Annotated in this window: 17 protein-coding genes; 7 read left to right on the top strand and 10 right to left on the bottom strand. The window is 45.0% G+C overall.

Translation table 11 applies throughout. The annotated features are described in order from the left end of the window. Positions 1–214: 214 nt before the first annotated feature. Positions 215–1,051: an SDR family oxidoreductase gene (locus QUA62_RS23110; RefSeq protein ID WP_333407020.1), complete on the top strand. Its 837-nt coding sequence runs from the start codon at positions 215–217 to the stop codon at positions 1,049–1,051. A gap of 5 nt (positions 1,052–1,056) precedes the next feature. Here QUA62_RS23110 and QUA62_RS23105 read toward each other — a convergent pair whose 3' ends face one another. Together QUA62_RS23105 and QUA62_RS23100 are read right to left on the bottom strand one after the other, a co-directional pair. Further along, positions 1,057–1,869, bottom strand: coding sequence for a DUF3598 family protein (locus QUA62_RS23105; protein WP_333407019.1), 813 nt, complete (start codon positions 1,867–1,869; stop codon positions 1,057–1,059). A gap of 415 nt (positions 1,870–2,284) precedes the next feature. Beyond that, positions 2,285–2,836 carry a DUF2854 domain-containing protein gene (locus QUA62_RS23100; protein ID WP_333407018.1) on the bottom strand — a complete coding sequence of 184 codons (552 nt, stop codon included), beginning with the start codon at positions 2,834–2,836 and terminating at the stop codon, positions 2,285–2,287. A 316-nt stretch (positions 2,837–3,152) separates the two neighbouring features. Between QUA62_RS23100 and QUA62_RS23095 the strand changes: the two genes are divergently transcribed. Then, positions 3,153–3,413 (top strand): hypothetical protein, encoded by a 261-nt coding sequence (locus QUA62_RS23095; protein WP_006632500.1) that lies wholly within the window; start codon positions 3,153–3,155, stop codon positions 3,411–3,413. Positions 3,414–3,615: 202 nt separating this feature from the next. Further along, positions 3,616–3,786, top strand: coding sequence for a hypothetical protein (locus tag QUA62_RS23090; RefSeq protein ID WP_333407017.1), 171 nt, complete (start codon positions 3,616–3,618; stop codon positions 3,784–3,786). A 345-nt stretch (positions 3,787–4,131) separates the two neighbouring features. On the opposite strand, the gene ppk1 is transcribed toward QUA62_RS23090, so the two are convergent. Together ppk1 and QUA62_RS23080 are read right to left on the bottom strand one after the other, a co-directional pair. Further along, complete coding sequence (gene ppk1, locus QUA62_RS23085; RefSeq protein WP_333407016.1) at positions 4,132–6,315, bottom strand: polyphosphate kinase 1; 2,184 nt, start codon at positions 6,313–6,315, stop codon at positions 4,132–4,134. A 124-nt stretch (positions 6,316–6,439) separates the two neighbouring features. After that, positions 6,440–6,658, bottom strand: a complete 219-nt coding sequence (locus QUA62_RS23080) for a helix-turn-helix domain-containing protein (protein WP_006632503.1) — start codon at positions 6,656–6,658, stop codon at positions 6,440–6,442. Between the two features lie 166 nt (positions 6,659–6,824). On the opposite strand from QUA62_RS23080, the gene QUA62_RS23075 reads away from it, so the two are divergent. Together QUA62_RS23075 and QUA62_RS23070 are read left to right on the top strand one after the other, a co-directional pair. Then, entirely contained in the window at positions 6,825–7,295 is a 471-nt protein-coding gene (locus tag QUA62_RS23075; RefSeq protein ID WP_333407015.1) for a hypothetical protein, read from the top strand. Positions 7,296–7,679: 384 nt separating this feature from the next. Then, positions 7,680–9,485 carry a hypothetical protein gene (locus QUA62_RS23070; protein ID WP_333407014.1) on the top strand — a complete coding sequence of 602 codons (1,806 nt, stop codon included), beginning with the start codon at positions 7,680–7,682 and terminating at the stop codon, positions 9,483–9,485. A 109-nt stretch (positions 9,486–9,594) separates the two neighbouring features. On the opposite strand, the gene QUA62_RS23065 is transcribed toward QUA62_RS23070, so the two are convergent. From QUA62_RS23065 to QUA62_RS23050, 4 genes are all read right to left on the bottom strand, one after another. After that, complete coding sequence (locus QUA62_RS23065; protein ID WP_190657789.1) at positions 9,595–10,983, bottom strand: UDP-glucose dehydrogenase family protein; 1,389 nt, start codon at positions 10,981–10,983, stop codon at positions 9,595–9,597. Positions 10,984–11,110: 127 nt separating this feature from the next. Then, positions 11,111–12,049, bottom strand: a complete 939-nt coding sequence (locus QUA62_RS23060; protein WP_006632506.1) for a UDP-glucuronic acid decarboxylase family protein — start codon at positions 12,047–12,049, stop codon at positions 11,111–11,113. A 571-nt stretch (positions 12,050–12,620) separates the two neighbouring features. After that, positions 12,621–15,344 (bottom strand): helix-turn-helix domain-containing protein, encoded by a 2,724-nt coding sequence (locus QUA62_RS23055; protein WP_333407013.1) that lies wholly within the window; start codon positions 15,342–15,344, stop codon positions 12,621–12,623. 129 nt (positions 15,345–15,473) lie between these two features. Then, entirely contained in the window at positions 15,474–16,505 is a 1,032-nt protein-coding gene (locus QUA62_RS23050) for an nSTAND1 domain-containing NTPase (protein WP_333407012.1), read from the bottom strand. 159 nt (positions 16,506–16,664) lie between these two features. Between QUA62_RS23050 and QUA62_RS23045 the strand changes: the two genes are divergently transcribed. Further along, entirely contained in the window at positions 16,665–16,955 is a 291-nt protein-coding gene (locus QUA62_RS23045; protein WP_333407011.1) for a hypothetical protein, read from the top strand. Positions 16,956–17,030: 75 nt separating this feature from the next. Here the strand turns inward: QUA62_RS23045 and QUA62_RS23040 are convergent, their stop codons facing one another. After that, positions 17,031–17,435 carry a transcriptional regulator gene (locus tag QUA62_RS23040; RefSeq protein WP_333407010.1) on the bottom strand — a complete coding sequence of 135 codons (405 nt, stop codon included), beginning with the start codon at positions 17,433–17,435 and terminating at the stop codon, positions 17,031–17,033. After that, positions 17,419–17,718 carry a type II toxin-antitoxin system HigB family toxin gene (locus QUA62_RS23035; protein WP_333407009.1) on the bottom strand — a complete coding sequence of 100 codons (300 nt, stop codon included), beginning with the start codon at positions 17,716–17,718 and terminating at the stop codon, positions 17,419–17,421. The genes QUA62_RS23040 and QUA62_RS23035 overlap by 17 nt, the downstream gene beginning before the upstream one ends. Positions 17,719–17,884: 166 nt before the next feature. Between QUA62_RS23035 and QUA62_RS23030 the strand changes: the two genes are divergently transcribed. Then, on the top strand, positions 17,885–18,082 hold the full coding sequence (locus QUA62_RS23030; RefSeq protein WP_333407008.1) for a DNA-binding protein: 198 nt from the start codon (positions 17,885–17,887) through the stop codon (positions 18,080–18,082). Positions 18,083–18,232: the final 150 nt, after the last annotated feature.

The raw sequence follows: 18,232 nt of genomic DNA, 5'->3' as shown, positions 1-18,232 counted from the left end.
CCCTTTCATTTATTATCAAACTTTCCTATTTTACCAGAGAAATCCATATTTACATCTCAAATGGAATTGCTATAGAGGGATGATATGGAGAAAAAGTAGCAGGAAATGCCCAGAATGCAAATCCAATAAAACAGTGCGTAAAGTTTTGTAACTTTGATATATTGGTATCTTGGATGCAATCTAGAGCCTTCTATATCAGAAGTTGAAAAAACGGATGAACGCTATAATTATTGGTTGTGGCTATGTTGGAAGTGCCGTTGCCCAGCATTGGCGGAACCTGGGTCACGTAATTACTGCAACGACGACAACGCAAGACCGGATGGGGGAGTTACAGAAAGTGGCCAACGAGGCGATCGTCCTGAAGCGCTGCGATGAAGAGACATTACACACGATCCTGCAAAATCAAGATGTGGTCTTCCTGAGTCTCGCTCCTACAGCAAACCACCAAGTAGATTCCGATATGTACGAGGAGACATACCTGCATACGGCCAACAACCTTGTTCTTGCCTTGAAGCATTTTCCCAACATAAAACACCTCATATATACCAGTAGTTCGGCGGTGTATGGCAATAGTAATGGAGCCTGGGTGAGTGAACTTTCACCTGTGGCACCAGCTAACAGACATGGAGAGATTTTACATGAGACAGAGCAAGTTTTGCTGTCAGCATCCAGCCAAGATTTGAAAGTATGTATCTTTCGCCTAGCAGCCATTTATGGACCCGATCGCGAGTTCAAGAAACGGTTAAGTAAGCTTGCAGGCACAACTCGCCCAGGCACAGGCAATCATTTCACGAACTGGATTCATCTGGACGACATTGTATCAGCAAGTGAGTTGGCGCTCGCTCGTCAATTACAAGGAGTTTATAACCTAGTGAATGATGTTCCAATTACTGCTCGTGAATTGTTTAAACAACTCTGCGATCGCTACGAATTACCTGAAGTAGAATGGGATGGGTCAGATACAACCGAGCGATCGAATAGTCGGCGCATATCGAATCAGAAGCTCAAAGCAGAAGGATACCAGCTCATTCATCCAGAAGTGGAAATTTGAGGCTGTTAAATGGCGAATACATCAGCCTTTTGATCCGGTTGTTCGTAGATTAAAGTACAGCTTCGCTGTGTATCAGTGGTATCTGGGGTCCAACGCATGGAGGCATAATATGGAGTCTTGAATCGATCGCTCGAAAGAACAACCTCTATGGCATCTGGAAATTGGATTTGTATAAAATCGCCTTGTATTTCACTCGGTTGAGGAGGAACTGGCAGTTGAGCCATCTCATCCAATGAAACATAGGTCGCGCCTGTGGTTTGAGCAGGAAGCTTGAGGCCGTTGACTCGATCGATCCTGCAGTGAGTTTGTTGGGACCACCAAGGTTCCGCTACCTCTTCCTTGCTCTCTCTAAACAATGAAAACAGGTGAGGCTGAGAGATATTGGCGGCGTCTTTGTAGTACATCACCACCACACTTGTTCTTTTTCCTGATGCCAAGAGGTAAGGCTCAAAATAGAATCTTGAACCTGTTCGATCGTGCCCAACCATTGTGTCAGAAGAATGGGGATTAAAAAGCAGATAAGCCTCTGGATCGACCGGATGGATAATCAGCGGAGTACCCAAGGTCAAAACCCATTGTTTCTGCGTTACTGTTTCTGTCATCCGACTCCTGAAGTCGAGGGAATGGGTGACAGTTTGCCGATCGTCAGAAGGAATGAAACTCCGTACAGAATCAAGAATATCGAGAACCTGCCCTGCGGCATCATATCTAACCAATACCCCTTGCCAACGTCCGCAGTGATCGGCCATGAAAGTTTCCCACTGCTGTTGAGCAGTTAAAGGTACTTTGGCGGTGATGGAAACTCTGTTCTCTGACATAGGCGTATCCCTGTTTTCCCTATAGATTGTTGTCAATAATTTAGTTTGGCGGATTTAACCTGCTCATTTATCCTACTCAAGACTGAGCCAGGATTATTTGCAACTGAGACTGGTATCATCGACTTCGACGCTTGTTTAACTGCAACTGACAAACCCTGATGATCTGGCGCCCATAATACCTATCCTACTCTCGGACGAAACCATTTTTGCTTCTCCTGATTTAAGATTGCCGATCGGTTCTCAACTATTATTGTAATTAAGGAAAATCTAATTTGCGCGATCGCCCAGTTGCGGATTGAGTTTGTGTTGATAGCGACAGGTTTCAAGCTGCCGCTAAAATCAGTATCTAAGCTGATACAGGATTAATGTTTAATTGATGAATTCAAAATTCACGCACTCAAAACTTAAGACTACTTTAAGCTTGAGTATTTTTAATTAGAGCCAATTCAATTTTGTCACCAGCCTTTTGACTCACTTGTGCGCGCAAACCTGGTCCAAAAAAAGTAGCTATTTTGTCTTGCTTTTCTTCCCACAGGTCGCTCGGCATTAGCGGCGAATAAAACTCTAGAATTAATCCATAAGCACCGTCAACATTAACTTCCCGCAACCCTTGCAGGAGTGGTCGTTCCTCGTCTGTCGGGGCCAGGCCCAGGCGCTCCAAAGCATCATCTAAGTGCGCTGGTTGGCCGTAGCGAAATCGGGTGATATCTTTGCGGACTTGGTTTTGAGTATCGGTGGCTTGACTTTCTCGCAGGAGAAGAACTTCGGGAGAAGTCGGTTCCGTGAACTCCACTGGTTCGAGTTCAGCCGCTTTCAGGGCCAAACCTCCCAGCAACAGCGGAATTCCATAAAAAAAACCGGCTAGGTTCAGGGTAGGTCTGTCTGTGAAGTAGGCTCCGAACCCGACTGCTGCTATAATACCGCCCACAACTAAGGCTAGGTTTGCTAAAGAAATTTTGCGTAACATATTAGTGAGGTAGTTAGCTGGAATCAACAATATACTTTAATTATTATCTGTCAAAAAGTCTTGAATAAATTTAGTTTTTTTGCCAAAAGACCTGCAAAAACTGCTAGCATCTATGAGCGCGGGAGCGGTGTGCATCCACAGTCTTGTCTCTAGGTTCAGAAGCTTATCCTGCCGGACTCGCCCGGGCACGCCATCGGTAAATATCCGTGTTAATTGCGCGGCGTTGGTTCCAGAAGGCAATCGAGATCGGCAGTATCATCAAAGTATACAGAGTGGCGATCGCAGACACTCTTGCCCTTTCAACCATTTTTCGGACATGATTAAAGACGAAGACAAACAAACTGCTGGAGCAAACAAGGCGGTTTTGGAGCAGATTAACTCGCTCAAACGCGAAGATGAAAGGCTTTATAATATCTTAGCGATCGATGTCTGGGCCCTAGCCAAGACGATGGATGAATATCAACCGGGATTTTGGGCTGCTTTTATGAAAAACCGGGAGAAGGCACTGAAGCGATTTTTAGCTGGAATGATGAAAAATAAACCCGCAGATACCAAACGTCCGCCTTTTTTGCGCTAAAATTTGGCTGAAGTTTGGGGGACGTTTTGATGTACAATCAAACTATAACACAGACCCAAAAACCCTGAGCAGGTTCATCACTTCCCATATAAAAACAGTGAAGGATTTGCCCAAAAAGGTATGTCGGTGGATTAAGAATCCCCGTCTGTTCGCAGGGGGGAATGTCAAATATTTTTGTTAATAGTAGCAAAGGCAAAAAACCATGGATGCACAAACACTCAAAGATCGCGTAGCACAGATCGAGAGCAAGCGGGAATCCCTCGTGCGGCTTTTAGATCGATCGGACTTGGGAGCCCTGAGAATAGATGTGAGTCAGGCGATCGAAGAAATTGATGATCTCTTAGAAGAATTCAAGCGCACTTTTAACAGTTAAGTAGTCAGTAGTCCGTTGTCATTAGTCATTAGTCAGTAGTGCGCTAACCTGCCGCGCATTTAATTTGCAAATAGCAATCCTTTCGTCAGTTATAAACGTGATTTGGGTTTCTAGTCGGGACGGGCTAGAAGCCCATCCCACAACTGGGAGGGACGGGCTAGAAACCCATCCCACAAATCCTGCAAGGATTGCTATAGTTGTGTTTACTAAAAATCTTGTGGGGTGGGCCGGAGAGCCCGCCCTAAAAGTGAAAATTAAATGCAGTACAGCTTAATAGCTAACCAGAACCGACCACTGCTAACTGCAAATTTGACTACTGACTAATGGCCACTGACAACTGACTGACTAATTCATCACCATATCCATCAAAATTTGCTGAGAACTCACCTCCGGGCAGTTAGCAGGCGGCCGCCGCTGAGAGTAGTGTCCCCCAGACTGCAAATCCCAAGCTTGGCGGTTGTCAGCCAGCATTACTCCCAAAATTTCTTGCAATTCCATGGCAATTGTCGGGTCTTCCACCTGAACTATGGCCTCAACCCGTCTGGTGAGATTGCGCTGCATCCAGTCAGCAGAACCAATATACACCTCTTCGTTGCCACCGTTGAAAAAATAAAACATCCGAGAATGCTCTAAAAAACGACCGATAATACTGATAACTCGGATATTTTCGCTAACACCCTCAACGCCGGGACGCAAACAGCAAATCCCCCGGATAATCAAATCAATTTTAACTCCCGCTTGCGAAGCTTCGTACAAAGCAACAATGATTTGAGGGTCAACTAAAGCGTTCATTTTAGCGACAATGCGGCCGCAGCTACCGATACCGCCTTCAGCCTGCAAGCGGCAGAATTCGGCTTCGCGGCGGATTAAAGCTAAAAATCGATCGCGCATATTGACAGGTGCCACCAATAATTTGCGATAAGATACCTGCCGCGAATAACCAGTCAAATAATTAAACAAATCCGCCAAATCAGATCCCAAATCTTCGCGACAACTCAACAAACCCACATCGGTATACAGTCCGGCTGTTTTGGGATTGTAATTACCGGTGCCGATGTGGACGTAGCGGCGGATGTACCCGTCCTCGCGACGCACTACCATCACAATCTTGGTGTGGGTTTTGAGTCCCACCAAACCGTAAACTACGTGGACTCCAGCTTGTTCTAACTTGCGAGCCCAATTAATATTATTTTCTTCGTCAAACCTAGCTTTGAGCTCTACTAAAACGGCTACCTGCTTGCCGTTTTCCGCTGCTTGAATTAAGGCGCTGACGATCGGCGAATCTCCAGAAGTGCGGTATAAAGTCATCTTAATCGCTAACACGGAGCGATCGTTCGCCGCCTCAGTAATAAACCGCTGTACCGTCGCCGCAAACGAGTGATAGGGATGGTGCAACATCAAATCCCCCTGCCGGATGGTCGTGAAAATATCCTCACCATCTTCAGCATCCAACCTCGATTTGTCTAAAATCCTTGCCGATTCAGAGTTCCGCAAGCGCGGCGGCACAACCGGAGTCCAAGGCGGGTCTTTCAGTTCCGGCACCGGCAACCCCACAAAAGACATCAAATCCTTGAGGCCTAGCAGCCCCTCTACGACGTAAACATCTTGCTCACCGAGATCCAGCTCTTCCATTAGCATATCTCGCAGCGCAGGCGGCATAATCGCTTGAATTTCCATCCGCACCGCAGAACCTCCAAACCGGCGCTTGCGGAGTTCCTGTTCTATTGCCAGCAGCAAATCCTCTGCCTCATCTTCCTCCACCGTCAAATCGGAATTGCGAGTAATGCGGAACGGGTGATATTCCTCAACGTCCATCCCCGGAAACAAAGCTTCTAAATTGTGGGCAATCACCTGTTCTAGGGGCACGCCAGTCCAAACAGGAGATTTGCCCCTCTGCTGCCACTGCAAATCCCCCGGCAGCGGCAAAAACCTCGGCAAAACCTGCGGTACTTTGACGCGGGCAAATAATTCTTCCCGGGTGTCGGGGTCTCTGACTACTACTGCTAAATTGAGGCTGAGATTGGAAAGGTAGGGGAATGGGTGGCTGGGGTCAACTGCTAGGGGAGTGAGTACGGGAAATACTTGTTCTTTGAAGTAGCGGTGCAAGTAATTGCGCTGTTCTTGATTGAGGTCAATGTAGTCGAGAATGTAGATTTCGCTTGCTGCTAGTTTCGGGCGCAGGGTTTGCTCAAAATACGAGTGCTGCTGAGTAACCATCGGCAAAAGCCGCTTGTTAATGGCATCTAGCTGTTGTTGAGGCGTGCTGCCGTCGGAGGTCAATTTGCTGACTTTTGCGTGTACTTGCTGTTTGAGGGCGCCCACGCGCACCATAAAATATTCGTCTAGGTTGGAGCTAAAAATAGCGAGAAATTTGAGCCTTTCTAGGAGGGGCGTGCGGGGGTCGAGGGCTTCGTGGAGCACCCGGTTGTTGAATTCTAGCCAGCTTTGTTCTCGGTTGAAGTAATATTGAGGATCGCTGAGGTTGATTTCAGTGTAGGTTTTGGCGGGGGTCTTTTTTGGCTTGGGCATGGTTTGGGGGAGTCTTTGGGAGGCTCGGTGATGGCATCTTTGAATTAGTATTGTAGGTTAAAGAATTTGTTCGCATCTGCCTTTGGTCGATCGCTCAAACATTGAATTTAGGCAAAACTTTCCACTATTTTTCGAGGATTACCACGAAATCCTCAATCATCACATCAAAAGTTCGAGCCAGCTTGTGGACTGCTGCAAAGTCAACCATTGCCATCCCCTGAGAACGGGCATAATTGCTAATCGTACTGTAGCCCACGCCCGATCGCTCCGCAACTTCCTTGAGCGTCCATCCCTTCTCGGCAGCCAACTCTCGAACCCGCAACCTGACTAAGCCTTTGCTCATATTCACTCTTTACAAAATTTTGGATTTAGTATAATATATCAAAAAGCGATCGCCCCCGGTCTGCAAACTAAAGACGATCGCCAGTTAAAATTAATCCCGACAGATAATTTCTGTCGATCGCACTTAGCAGAGATAGATTTAGCTACCACCACCAGATGCAACTACAATGATATCAGAAAATCAGCTAAGATCGTCAGCGATCGGCGCATCAAAAATTATTCACAAATCGTCGATCGTCAATCCGCGATCGAGATTTGTCACCGAAGAAACAGTGGCACTCCTGTTCAACATATCACCCGAACAGATATACCGGATCGAATGCTGCCACAACGTGGTGTACGTTCATGCCAAAGGCCTCAGTCGATTTGTCAGCTACGCCGATTTTCCGCCAATCCTAGAAGTAAAAGCGCCCTGTACTCAAGATTTTGTCGCATGGTACAAACGCTGGAAACGGACACAAGCACCAGAATTTTGGACTAAATTCTATACGTACAACTTCAAAGCCGCTGTTTCAGTTGACAGCTTGCTTGAGTGGGGCAAATTAGTAGCGACAGTTAAATCGGTAATTTCTGCCTCAGCACTGCAACAGCTACGAGATGTTTACGCCCAAGAAAAAGCATTGATGGAAAATTTTTAAACAGTTTTCAAGCGTAAGGTGAGCACGGAGCACCTTACGCTCAGGAGTGCGATCGACTGATTTGTCTCATTGTAGACGTTGGCGATCGACAATAAACAAGATTTATTCATAATCAGTGGTTAAAAAAAGAGATTTTGAGTGATCGCTTTTATCCGGGTGAATTGGCGGCGAATGATTTGATGGAATGAGGGAGGGGGTTAGATGTTATTTTTTGTAAAATTTGAGTGATTGACAGCGGTAGCTGTAGTGATTGAAAGCGATTAAGTTAAAATAATAAGTATTTGGATTAATCTTCAGTTAAAAAGTTGGGATTTTGACTCCGGGCGATCGCGGAATGCTCGGAGATGCATGTGTAGCAGCTAGAAGTATAAATCAACTTTGACCATGAGCAACGACGATTTGCAAGTCCGGGTGCAACATTTTGCAGCCCTTAAATCCAAGTATCAAGCAACTAATTATGAAGATTTATCACCCTCTAGTCTTCTCTATCTCATTCTGCGAAAAGCTGATTTAGAATTTGAAATTACTGACTTCGAGTGGAATTGGTTACAAGAGCAAGAGCTTTTGAAAACAATAGAAGCTATCGAGTATGAACCCCAACGTAGAGCAGAAGAACTCCGAAAAGTCGATACAGAATTTTATCAACTGAAGTCTAAGTTCAAAGTCACAAAGCGTCACGATTTGCGGCTATCTAGTCCTTTGTATCCTATCCTTTGGAAACTTGACTCTGAACATCAATTAATCCAGTCGGAAGTTAATTATCTAAAAGAGCAAGGGCTAACTGAGACGCTAGCGATTGCTCAAGAAATGGCACAGTTTGCAGCCCTCAAGGATAAATACAAAGCGACTAGATATCAAGGTGCTTTTCCTGATAGTCCGTTGTATAAAATTCTGAATAAACTGGAAGCAGGAGAGCATTTAAGCGATGCTGATTGTAACTGGATTATAACTAACGACTTGCTAGAAACACTTGAAATGTATTGGCAAGTAGAGGCTGAAAAAGAAGCTGACTTTTCCCATCTTAAGGCTAAATATCAAGTCAGTAGGAATCAGGGGAAATTTTCCGATAGCATTCTATATCCTATTCTGCAACAAGTAGATTCAGAAGAATTGCTGAATGAATATGAAATTAACTGGCTAGTGCAGGAGAAACTGTTTGAAATTGTTACTATCAATCAGCAAAGAGCGGAAAAGCGGGAATTTGCTCGATTGAAAGTTAAGTACAAAGCCAATCAGTATGAAGATTTATCGCTTTCTAGCCCTCTTTACAAAATTCTCCAAAAGCTGGAAGGAGATAATCATTTAGAGGAGGAAGAAATTTGCTGTCTGCAAGAACAAAGGCTGACTGATACTTTGACAATTGCTCATGAAAAGTATGCTACCTCCCTCAAGGAGAAAATAAAATTAGGAGAAAAATTAAATGAGTCAGAAGTTGAATGGATAAAACTTAACGAATGTAAAGATATCCTTGCTTTTTTAAAGCAAAAACACTTTGCAGCACTCAAGGCTAAGTATCAGTTTGTAGCTCTAAGGAGTGAAATACCGCCCGAAACTCTTTACGAGATTATGCTACAATTAGAGGAAGGAAAAAGACTCGATCGCTTGATGGTTGCTCAACTAATAGTTAATGATCAGCTATCCCCTAATGGAAAAATTGCTATAGCTCACCACACGCTTGAAGCAACTTTCTACGAACAGGAGTACAAGCGTACTGGCAATAAATGGAACTTGGTCAGTGCTAGCAGTGATTGGCGCAAGGCAAAAAATCCCCAAAAAGCATCGGAACTGACAAATAATTTGAATTTCAATAAAATACCAGGAGATGAACTAAAATCAGCACTGTTAACGACTAGAGGTACAGCCTTCCGAGATGTTGAAAATTTTAGTGAGGCAGAAAAGTGTGCAAAACAAGCTATTGACTATTGCCCTCACGGTTATGAACCTTACCTTCTCATGGCAACAATTTGTAAGAGACAACAGAAATACGAGGACTATGTATTTTGGGAAAACGAGGCAATTAAACGGGGTGCTGAACTGGGAGATGAGGATTACGAACTCAAACGAATGGTCAAAAATATCAAGGATGAGGTCAAGCTTCAAGAAGTTGTAGAGTATCTGCTGAAAGAAGACCCGCGTCAGTATGCTTGGGCTAACTCTTATCTAAAGCAACCAAAAGACCAAGGTAACTAAGTATAATTATAGGGAATGGGTGCTGTCGATCGCACTTATTCTCTCTAACGGATAAGTTGCGATCGCTATCCTCAAGATATAATCGCGATCGCAACTTCACGCTCACCCTTTACCTTCCAATACCCAGATATTGGAAACCAGCCGCTTCTAAAGCCTTCTTGTCTAAGAAATTGCGACCATCAATCATCACCGGATGATTCATCAACTTCGCCATTTTCTCGTAATCTAAATTGCGGAACTGTTCCCAGTCAGTCACCAACACCAAAGCATCGCAACCGTCGGCCAGTCTTTCCGGATCGGTTTCTACCAAAACTCCCGACAAACCGTGACGCATCCCTGTTTGAGAAACAATCGGATCGTAAGCTTTAACTTTCGCTCCCAACCGATTCAAATTGTCGATTAAATTCAGCGCTGGAGCATCCCGCAAATCGTCAGTATCCGGCTTGAAAGTCAAACCCAAAAGGCCGACAGTTTTTCCTTTGAGAATCTTCAAAACTTGCTGCAACTTTTCAATAGCAATCAACCGCTGGCGTTCGTTTACTTCCACTGCCGCTTTCAGCAAATGCGCCTCGTAACCGTAATCCTCGGCAGTATGAACTAAAGCTGAGACATCTTTCGGGAAACAAGAGCCGCCCCAACCAATGCCAGCTTGCAGAAACTTGCTACCAATCCGCGAATCTAAACCGATACCTTTCGATATTTGGGTAATATCTGCACCGACGCGATCGCAAATATTAGCAACTTCATTAATAAAGCTAATCTTCGTAGCCAAAAAAGCATTAGCTGCGTACTTAATCATCTCCGCTGAACTGATATCAGTCATCACCACAGGAACCTCCGGCAAAGACGGATTTTCTGCATACTTGCGATCGACAATCGGCCGGTATAACTGTAGCATCATATCCATCGCCCGCCGAGAGTTGCTGCCGAGAACAATGCGATCGGGATTAAAAGTATCGAAAACAGCACAGCCCTCCCGCAAAAACTCCGGGTTGCTAACTACATCAAATACCACACCTTTTTTTGCGGCTACTTCCTCACCCGTAGCCACATCATTGGTGTGAGCTTTTTGACGTTCCGCCAAACCGTCGAGGACAATCCTCCGCACCCAGTCCCCGGAACCGATGGGCACCGTAGATTTATTGACAATGACTTTGTAATCGCCCTCGAGGTGAGCTCCTATTCCACGAGCAACCGCTTCCACGTAGCGAGTATCGCTTTCCCCAGTAGGCAAAGGAGGCGTCCCCACGGCAATAAACAAAATGTCCCCGTGAGCCACTCCTGCTGCTAAATCCGAAGTAAATTCTAGATTGCCCGACGCAGATGCAGAGGACATTAATTCAGACAGTCCGGGTTCAAAAATAGGCGACTGTCCAGACTTCATTAATTTAACTTTTTCTTCGTTGTTGTCTACGCAAATCACGTGGTGGCCGATGTGGGCCAAACAAGTGCCGGTGACTAAGCCAACATATCCTGTACCGATGACGCAAACATGCATACAAATGTCCTCAAAGTTAGTAAAAAAATTAGATGGCAATCGGGAATTGGGAATTGGGAATTGGGAATTGGGAATAAGGAAGATTTTTTCCCTGCCCCACTCTCCCAGTCTCCCCTTCTCTCAGTCTCTACTTTTGGTTGCCCTCAATGCGATCGCGAAAATCTTTCACAGTCAACTCTAAACCTTGATCCAGCGGCACAGTTGGCTCCCACCCCAACCAAGTTTTAGCACGAGTAATATCCGGTTGTCGCTGTTTTGGATCGTCTTCCGGCAGCGGTTTAAAGATAATTTCTGCCCCTGGATTAATCATATTTTGAATTTTTTCTGCCAGTTCTAAAATAGTGTATTCACCGGGATTCCCCAAATTCATCGGCCCGATTTGGTCGCTATTCATTAAACGAATAAATCCTTCCACCAAATCAGAAACGTAGCAAAAACTCCGTGTTTGGGAACCGTCGCCGTATACTGTCAGCGGTTGATTCCGCAAAGCTTGAGCAATAAAATTGCTCACTACTCTGCCGTCATTTTCCAACATCCGAGGGCCGTAGGTATTGAAGATTCGCACAACTCGAATGTCTACCCCATTTTGACGGTGGTAATCAAAAGATAAGGTTTCAGCTACTCGCTTCCCTTCGTCATAGCAACTGCGAATTCCGATACAATTAACGTTGCCGCGATAATCTTCTGTTTGCGGATGTACGTCAGGATCTCCGTACACTTCGGAAGTGGAAGCCAGAAAGAATCTTGCTTTCACCCGTTTAGCCAGCCCCAGCATATTCATCGTGCCGATGACGTTGGTTTTAATTGTCTTGACAGGGTTGTACTGATAGTGTATCGGGGAAGCGGGACAAGCCAGATGGTAAATCTGATCTACCTCTAACCGAATCGGTTCCGTGATGTCGTGGCGGATTAGCTCAAAATACGGGTTGTCCAGCCATTTGAGGATATTGCGTTTAGTCCCCGTATAAAAATTATCCAGGCAGACTACCTCATGTCCTTGGGCCATTAAGCGATCGATTAGGTGGGAACCGAGGAAACCCGCACCGCCTGTGACTAAAATTCTCATTGTGGAAACTGCCGTTCTGTTTAGGGGTAGGACTGGGGTACAAAAATTCAGTCGCTAGAATGAAACTTACTAATAGAATAACAAAATTGCGATCGACAATGTAAAGACTTATGCGTCACTTTTATTAAATCTTTAATTAACTTAGCATTTTCAAAAAATTTGAACAAAGTGCTATATTTCGCCACTCTCAGTAGCAATTTTTATTTAAGCTTTAATATTTCCGAAAAAACACTGTTGACAATAGTTCTTTTATTTGTTATTGGTTATTTGATGACTTCGCTCTGAGGCTGGGCGATGCCCTAGGGGATAGCTGCGCTTCACGGGCTTATTTGAAAAAACCAGGGTCGATTTATCTGAAAAGCAATATGAGAGAAATTATGTCGAGCTAAAAAATTAGGTAACAATCTCTGGAAAACTGTAGTTTTGCCTGAACCATTAGGGCCGCCAATAATGTAAATATTTGGCAGAATAGTAATATTAATTTTATCGCTTGTCTCTTAGTCCCCATCTGCTGGGACGAGAGTGTGTGTAGGATTGCTTTCAACCGCCGAATACTCAAAGGGATAACTAACTATCCCTTCCCTCCCAATGACATCTGAACCCAGCGGCGGAATAGTTCGACAGTAATACAGTAGCAACCATCAACTTCTCGAACCACATCGTGGCGTTCGAGAGTTTTTAGTGCTTCCTGTAAACTTGTCTCATCCATCCCTGTTTCTTGACTCAGCGTGTCGAGGTTCATTCCTTGTAAGTGAGGTGCTAATGCTCTTAAAATCTCCTGTTGTCCGGATGGGCCTTGCGTTGCTTGACCCCAAACTCCTGTAAAATAGTAGCGACCTCTGCTGAAGAATTCCGGGTCATTGATGACAGTTGCTACGTCTTCTAGTGTAAACATTGGATCGCGGGGGCGTCCCATTTCAAATACTTGGTCGTTGTAGAGGCGGACTAACAGAAATCCTACCAATTGCGTGAGGTAGGGTTGGCCATGAGTTAGTTCATAAATGCGATCGAGTGCTTCTGGTTTGTAGTCGAGGAGAAAATCCTCATCGGGATTGGCTAAAACTTGGCGAGTTGCACCTTGACTCAGGAAACCTACTCGGATGGGGATAATGCTAGCAAAAAAAGGATTGAAATAATCCTCGGTCATTTCATCCAAGGTGTGCAATCCGGCAAAAGCAAAGGCTACTTTAGAACTCATTTGCACCATCCCTCGCAAAAAACCGATAAAATCTTGATTGATGTTCCCAGCGTCTATCAATTCTTCAATTTTTTCAAACTCGTCTAAAGCAACGATCAATCCACTTTCTACGTTTGCTATTACTTGTTCGATGTAGCGTCCAAAAGTGAGATAGGGTAAATCGAGTAAATCGCGATCGGCAGGAGGTGCAATCTTGACTGTTTTGGCAATGGCATCGGTGATGAATATTAGCAGTTCGCCGACTCCTTGAGAGCAATCTCCTACGCGCAGCAAATTGACATAAGCCACCTGTACTTTTGAGCCTAAGCAGTTGCTAGCATTCAACAAAATCGAAGTTTTTCCCATCCGCCGATGACCGTAGAGAGCCACAGATTGAAGCTGATTGCCTTTTACCCACAACTCCTCTAGCTGTCTGATGATGTCTTCGCGGCCGACAAATAGCTTGCCTTGGACTGGATCGCCAATTACATAGGGAATACGGACAGGTTGAGTAATCGAAATATCTCCGATTTTACCTGTCAATGGTAGTAATATGTCTATCCATTGTATGACAGTTTTAATAATTAAAATTCGTTCGGCTTGTGGTATAATATCTGCATTCTTGAGGATAGTTGCAAGCTGACCTAATGCTCGGTTGAGGGCAAAGGAACGGGCAGAATGAGATAAGCTATTCTGGACAAGTTGAACATCGGCAATTACCCGCCGTAGAGAGGCAATTGCTTTCCAAGAAGTCTCACGCAGCAGAGGTGGATTTGGGGAAGCAGGCAGTTTAAGGGAAGCAATCTCCGCTAGTTCTGCTGTTTGGTGAAAATCTGTGAGAATCTGCGCTAAGGTAAACATCTCGTCTCCATAAAGCAGATCTCGCACTACAGCGAAAGCCTCTGTAGCTTTGTCTGGTTCTTGCTCGTGGAGATACCAGAAACCAGCAGCAGAGGCACGCGCAGGAGTATCTAAACGAATTTCTGTTTGAAAAAGAGCTTTAATTTGTTGTAGCCAAGGTGTGATGATAAAAAAACCTGCTACTGCTTCTGACTTCATTACTTCACTGAGAGAAGCGGAGGCAAAACGCACTAACTCGCAATCATAAGGATCTTCTGATAATTGAGCGACGCGATCGATAAGTTGTTCTTTTGGCGTCTCTGCTAGCACGCTATTTACAGCTTTAACAACAGGGATAAACTGAAGGGTAAATCGTAGTAATTGGTTAATGTTGTGCAATCCTGTTTCCCAATCCCCCTTCAGCCAATTAGCTATTTGAGAAGACAGGTAGGGAAGAGGAAGTGGGGTAATGTGGGGAAATTGTCTCTTTTGCTGTTGACGCTGGAGTAGGCTAAACGGTACAGCGAAAAGCCAATTTTCAGGACGTGCGAACGCCACGCCGAACGCCACGCCCAACACCACGCCCAACCCCACGCCCAACCCCACGCCCCACGACACGCCCGACGCCATGCCCAACCCCACGCCCAACTCCACGCCCAACCCCACACCCGACGCCACGCCCGACGCCACGCCCGACGCCACGCCCAACGCCACGCCCAACACCACGCCCAACGCCACGCCCAACGCCACGCCCCACGCCACGCCCGACGCCACGCCCGACGCCACGCCCGACGCCACGCCCGACGCCACGCCCGACGCCACGCCCAACGCCACGCCCAACACCACGCCGAACGCCACGCCCAACGCCACGCCCCACGCCAGGCCGGACACCACGCCGAACGCCACGCCCAACCAAACGCCCCACGCCATGCCCAACGCCACGCCCAACCAAACGCCCAACCAAACGATAGAAATGCCTATTTCCTCGAAAAGTCTACTCAAGCCTACGGGGATAACAATGATTAATATCAAGGCTTGTAGAATTAACTGACGCTGGACGGAATTTTGACGCAACCACTCCCACTTTTCTCGCCAGGTTTTGGCGTCTTGTAAATTAGATTCCCCCCCAAAGGTAGACTCATACCACCGCACAGCTTGAGGAAAGAAAAACACCCAATATAACAATCGCAGGTAATCTAAAGGATTCCACAAAGAAAGAGGACGCTTCAGTTTGGGAGCTAAATCTAAGCGAGGAACAGGGCGATGGTTTTGACTCATAAATAGGTGGGGATGAATAAACAGAACTTACGCACGGGTGGTGAGAAACCTAGTTCTTTACCGAATCTGCGGTGCTCTAACGAAATATTTTCGTAAAAAACCCGGTTTCTGGGCCCCCATGTGTAAATCCTAGTTGATATAACGGGCATAAGTTTGATAGCACAACTGCATCAATTTCTGAGGATAGCCGCCACTTTCAGCAATTAACCCCGCAATTTCTGCCTCAGTAAAATTCACTGGCTGAGCAACAGGTGTTAACCAGGAAGCCTGGAGGCGGCTAGCAATAAATTCACGGCAGATTTTTTCATCCCATTGCTTCAGAGTTTCCTCATGTCCTTTGAAAGGAGATGTCATATTTGTTCCAGGAAATAGGATATCTAGAGAGGTGCGCGCAGCGATAACTAGACGCAAAGGTGGGTTAGATCCCTCAGTCAAACCCCGCAATAAGCTGCGTGTTGGATTAGTAAACCCATCCCATCTCATATTCTCAACTTCATCTAAAAGTAACAGCAGCGGGTTCGATTCTAAAGCCCGTGACAGATTACCTCCTTTCGCTTTCTCGATACCTGCTTTGTGGCATAAATCGCCATAAAAGTCATCTTCATCGCAAACAATTTGCAAATCGATGTAAATGGGTTGGCGTGCATAACGCAGTTGATTTGGTGCTTCTCGGTAAATAGCTTGCAGCAGAGAACTTTTGCCCATCGCGCTTTCACCAATAACTGCTACGTTACTGCCACTATTCAGCGTCTCGAATACCCGCCGAATTTCCCTTTCTCTCCCAAAGAAAAATTTTGGATCGTCTATCTTGCCATGCTGGGGAATAAAGGGATTATTGTGGTTGATATTTAGCTGTTCTAATTCTGCTATTGGATTGTTATTTGGTAATGAGTTTTGGGGCGATGGCGTTCCATTGGGTTCTCGAATTTCTTGCCAATCCAATCCTAAAGCCTTGCAAATTCCCACAAATAACTGGGACTTGATATCCTTACAGGTGAAAAAATTATTAACTGTACCAAGACTGATGCCTGTCTGTGAATGTTTGCCTTCCCCCAGCACAACACGATCGGCTAAGTCTTGGCGACTCCAGCCTTTACCTGTTTGAGCTGTTTTTGCTTTTTCGATTCCTGCCTGGGATGCTTTGAGCGTTGGTTGTGGCATAGCCAAATTACAAACCTTTTAAGTATTATAGCGAGCGATCGCCAACCAAACGCATCCTAAACGCATACCAAACTCATACTAAGTGAAACCTATACACAGGCTGACTTTCAAGCTTTTCCTCTTTAAGATTAAGACATATCCAATAAGAAAGTAGCAATCATGAAAGCTAAACCAAATATGACACTTGCTAAACCCAAATCTACTAAAATGACTCGTAAAAACACTCCTCCTCAATCTCCCTCTCCTTTCCAGTACGTCTTCGCCACTGTTATCTTTTTTACCTTACTTTCTGGAGGAGTCTCTTTACGAATTAGTACCGAAGATCGGCCATCTCCCCAACAAGCTCGCATTTTTGAGACTTGCAATAGCACTTGGAATATGGGTGTGGGTGCGATTTTCGGACTTTTAAGTAGTAAGGTAGTTCAAGATAATGATGATGATAATGAGTAATCTCTGATAGTTTATTTGCAAAAGGGCGATCGCCCTTCATGTCCAAAAGTGCGATCGCTCTTAATCTCACTTCCCTTAATTACAAAACAAACTCGGCTCTACATGAAAAAAACTCCCCAGAATCAATGCCAACTCTTTACCAATATCTCGATGGCCATTAACCACTTCATACACTCTTTTTTCAGATCCAATAACTCCCACCAAGTCAGCAGGTTGTAACTCTCTTTGTTCCATCAAAAACAGCAGTATTGAATGAGGCGTTGCTGTGGTTCCTGGTGCGTAATATTCCTGCTCAAATTTTTCAATCAATGCAATCAGCAATTCATATAACTCATTTTCTTCAGGAGTGCGCTCGCGCTGGTGCATCAACTCTTCCACAATAGCAAGAGCTTTCTCATTATCCGCTTCATTTCTAATTATTTTCGGCTGGTACTGAGACAATAACTCTTTGTATTTATCTGGATTAAAAGTAAGGGTCATTTTTCCATTTCTCCTTATCATACTCAGCATGGGTGAGAATATATTTGATATAAATTAATTGACTCTCATAATCAATACTAACTATTAATCGATAGTTGTTACCTTTGATATTAAAAACTGTAAACCCCCCAACAGCTTCGGCTTTCGGAAAAACAGATTGTACCTCAACTAAGTTAGACCATTTAGCCTTGCTAGCAATTTTAAACCAGTTATCCAAAGCTTCCCGGCAATCAGCATGAGTTTCGGTGTATTCACGCACCCGTCGGTAGCTGATTATGTGCATCTACTATAAGAAATTTAAACTAAATTTTAGTTTAGCTCAACCAATTCTTTTGGTCAATGGCGATCGCCCTTCATGTCCAAAAGTGCGATCGCTCTTTCAAAAACCCTAACTCCTACTCAGACAGTTGAGGTGCTACACTCAGAGTATTGTCACAGCCACAAACAGAATGCAAACGATTACCATCACAATTCCAGACGATCGCCTGCACAAGCTCCCAGAAACCGCCAAAATCCTCGGCGTTTCCCTAGAAGCATTACTGCTTGCCGGCGCTGAAAACTTGCTCGCACCACCCGAAGCATCCTTCCAAAATGCTATGGAATACGTCCTCAAAAAGAATGCTGAACTTTACCAAAAGCTCGCGTAATGCGCTATCTAACTTTAACAGAAATCTTAGAACTTTATCGGCGCATTATCGAGCAGTCTGGCTGCGCTGTCATATTGTTCCTAATTCTATTTGATAAATTCTGGCTCTGAAAACTAAACTTTATTATGCCACAGTGCGATCGCCCTTTTG

This window comes from Microcoleus sp. MON1_C1 (assembly GCF_036701945.1).
Classification (GTDB): Bacteria; Cyanobacteriota; Cyanobacteriia; order Cyanobacteriales; family Microcoleaceae; genus Microcoleus.
This window is presented reverse-complemented; position numbering and strand designations above follow the sequence as displayed.

What these genes read in the sequence shown, in the direction of transcription:
- QUA62_RS23110 (WP_333407020.1), top strand. Translation starts at nt 215, where the DNA reads ATGAACGCTATAATTATTGGTTGTGGCTATGTTGGAAGTGCCGTTGCC.
- QUA62_RS23105 (WP_333407019.1), bottom strand. Translation starts at nt 1,869, where the DNA reads ATGTCAGAGAACAGAGTTTCCATCACCGCCAAAGTACCTTTAACTGCT.
- QUA62_RS23100 (WP_333407018.1), bottom strand. Translation starts at nt 2,836, where the DNA reads ATGTTACGCAAAATTTCTTTAGCAAACCTAGCCTTAGTTGTGGGCGGT.
- QUA62_RS23095 (WP_006632500.1), top strand. Translation starts at nt 3,153, where the DNA reads ATGATTAAAGACGAAGACAAACAAACTGCTGGAGCAAACAAGGCGGTT.
- QUA62_RS23090 (WP_333407017.1), top strand. Translation starts at nt 3,616, where the DNA reads ATGGATGCACAAACACTCAAAGATCGCGTAGCACAGATCGAGAGCAAG.
- ppk1 (WP_333407016.1), bottom strand. Translation starts at nt 6,315, where the DNA reads ATGCCCAAGCCAAAAAAGACCCCCGCCAAAACCTACACTGAAATCAAC.
- QUA62_RS23080 (WP_006632503.1), bottom strand. Translation starts at nt 6,658, where the DNA reads ATGAGCAAAGGCTTAGTCAGGTTGCGGGTTCGAGAGTTGGCTGCCGAG.
- QUA62_RS23075 (WP_333407015.1), top strand. Translation starts at nt 6,825, where the DNA reads ATGATATCAGAAAATCAGCTAAGATCGTCAGCGATCGGCGCATCAAAA.
- QUA62_RS23070 (WP_333407014.1), top strand. Translation starts at nt 7,680, where the DNA reads ATGAGCAACGACGATTTGCAAGTCCGGGTGCAACATTTTGCAGCCCTT.
- QUA62_RS23065 (WP_190657789.1), bottom strand. Translation starts at nt 10,983, where the DNA reads ATGCATGTTTGCGTCATCGGTACAGGATATGTTGGCTTAGTCACCGGC.
- QUA62_RS23060 (WP_006632506.1), bottom strand. Translation starts at nt 12,049, where the DNA reads ATGAGAATTTTAGTCACAGGCGGTGCGGGTTTCCTCGGTTCCCACCTA.
- QUA62_RS23055 (WP_333407013.1), bottom strand. Translation starts at nt 15,344, where the DNA reads ATGAGTCAAAACCATCGCCCTGTTCCTCGCTTAGATTTAGCTCCCAAA.
- QUA62_RS23050 (WP_333407012.1), bottom strand. Translation starts at nt 16,505, where the DNA reads ATGCCACAACCAACGCTCAAAGCATCCCAGGCAGGAATCGAAAAAGCA.
- QUA62_RS23045 (WP_333407011.1), top strand. Translation starts at nt 16,665, where the DNA reads ATGAAAGCTAAACCAAATATGACACTTGCTAAACCCAAATCTACTAAA.
- QUA62_RS23040 (WP_333407010.1), bottom strand. Translation starts at nt 17,435, where the DNA reads ATGACCCTTACTTTTAATCCAGATAAATACAAAGAGTTATTGTCTCAG.
- QUA62_RS23035 (WP_333407009.1), bottom strand. Translation starts at nt 17,718, where the DNA reads ATGCACATAATCAGCTACCGACGGGTGCGTGAATACACCGAAACTCAT.
- QUA62_RS23030 (WP_333407008.1), top strand. Translation starts at nt 17,885, where the DNA reads ATGCAAACGATTACCATCACAATTCCAGACGATCGCCTGCACAAGCTC.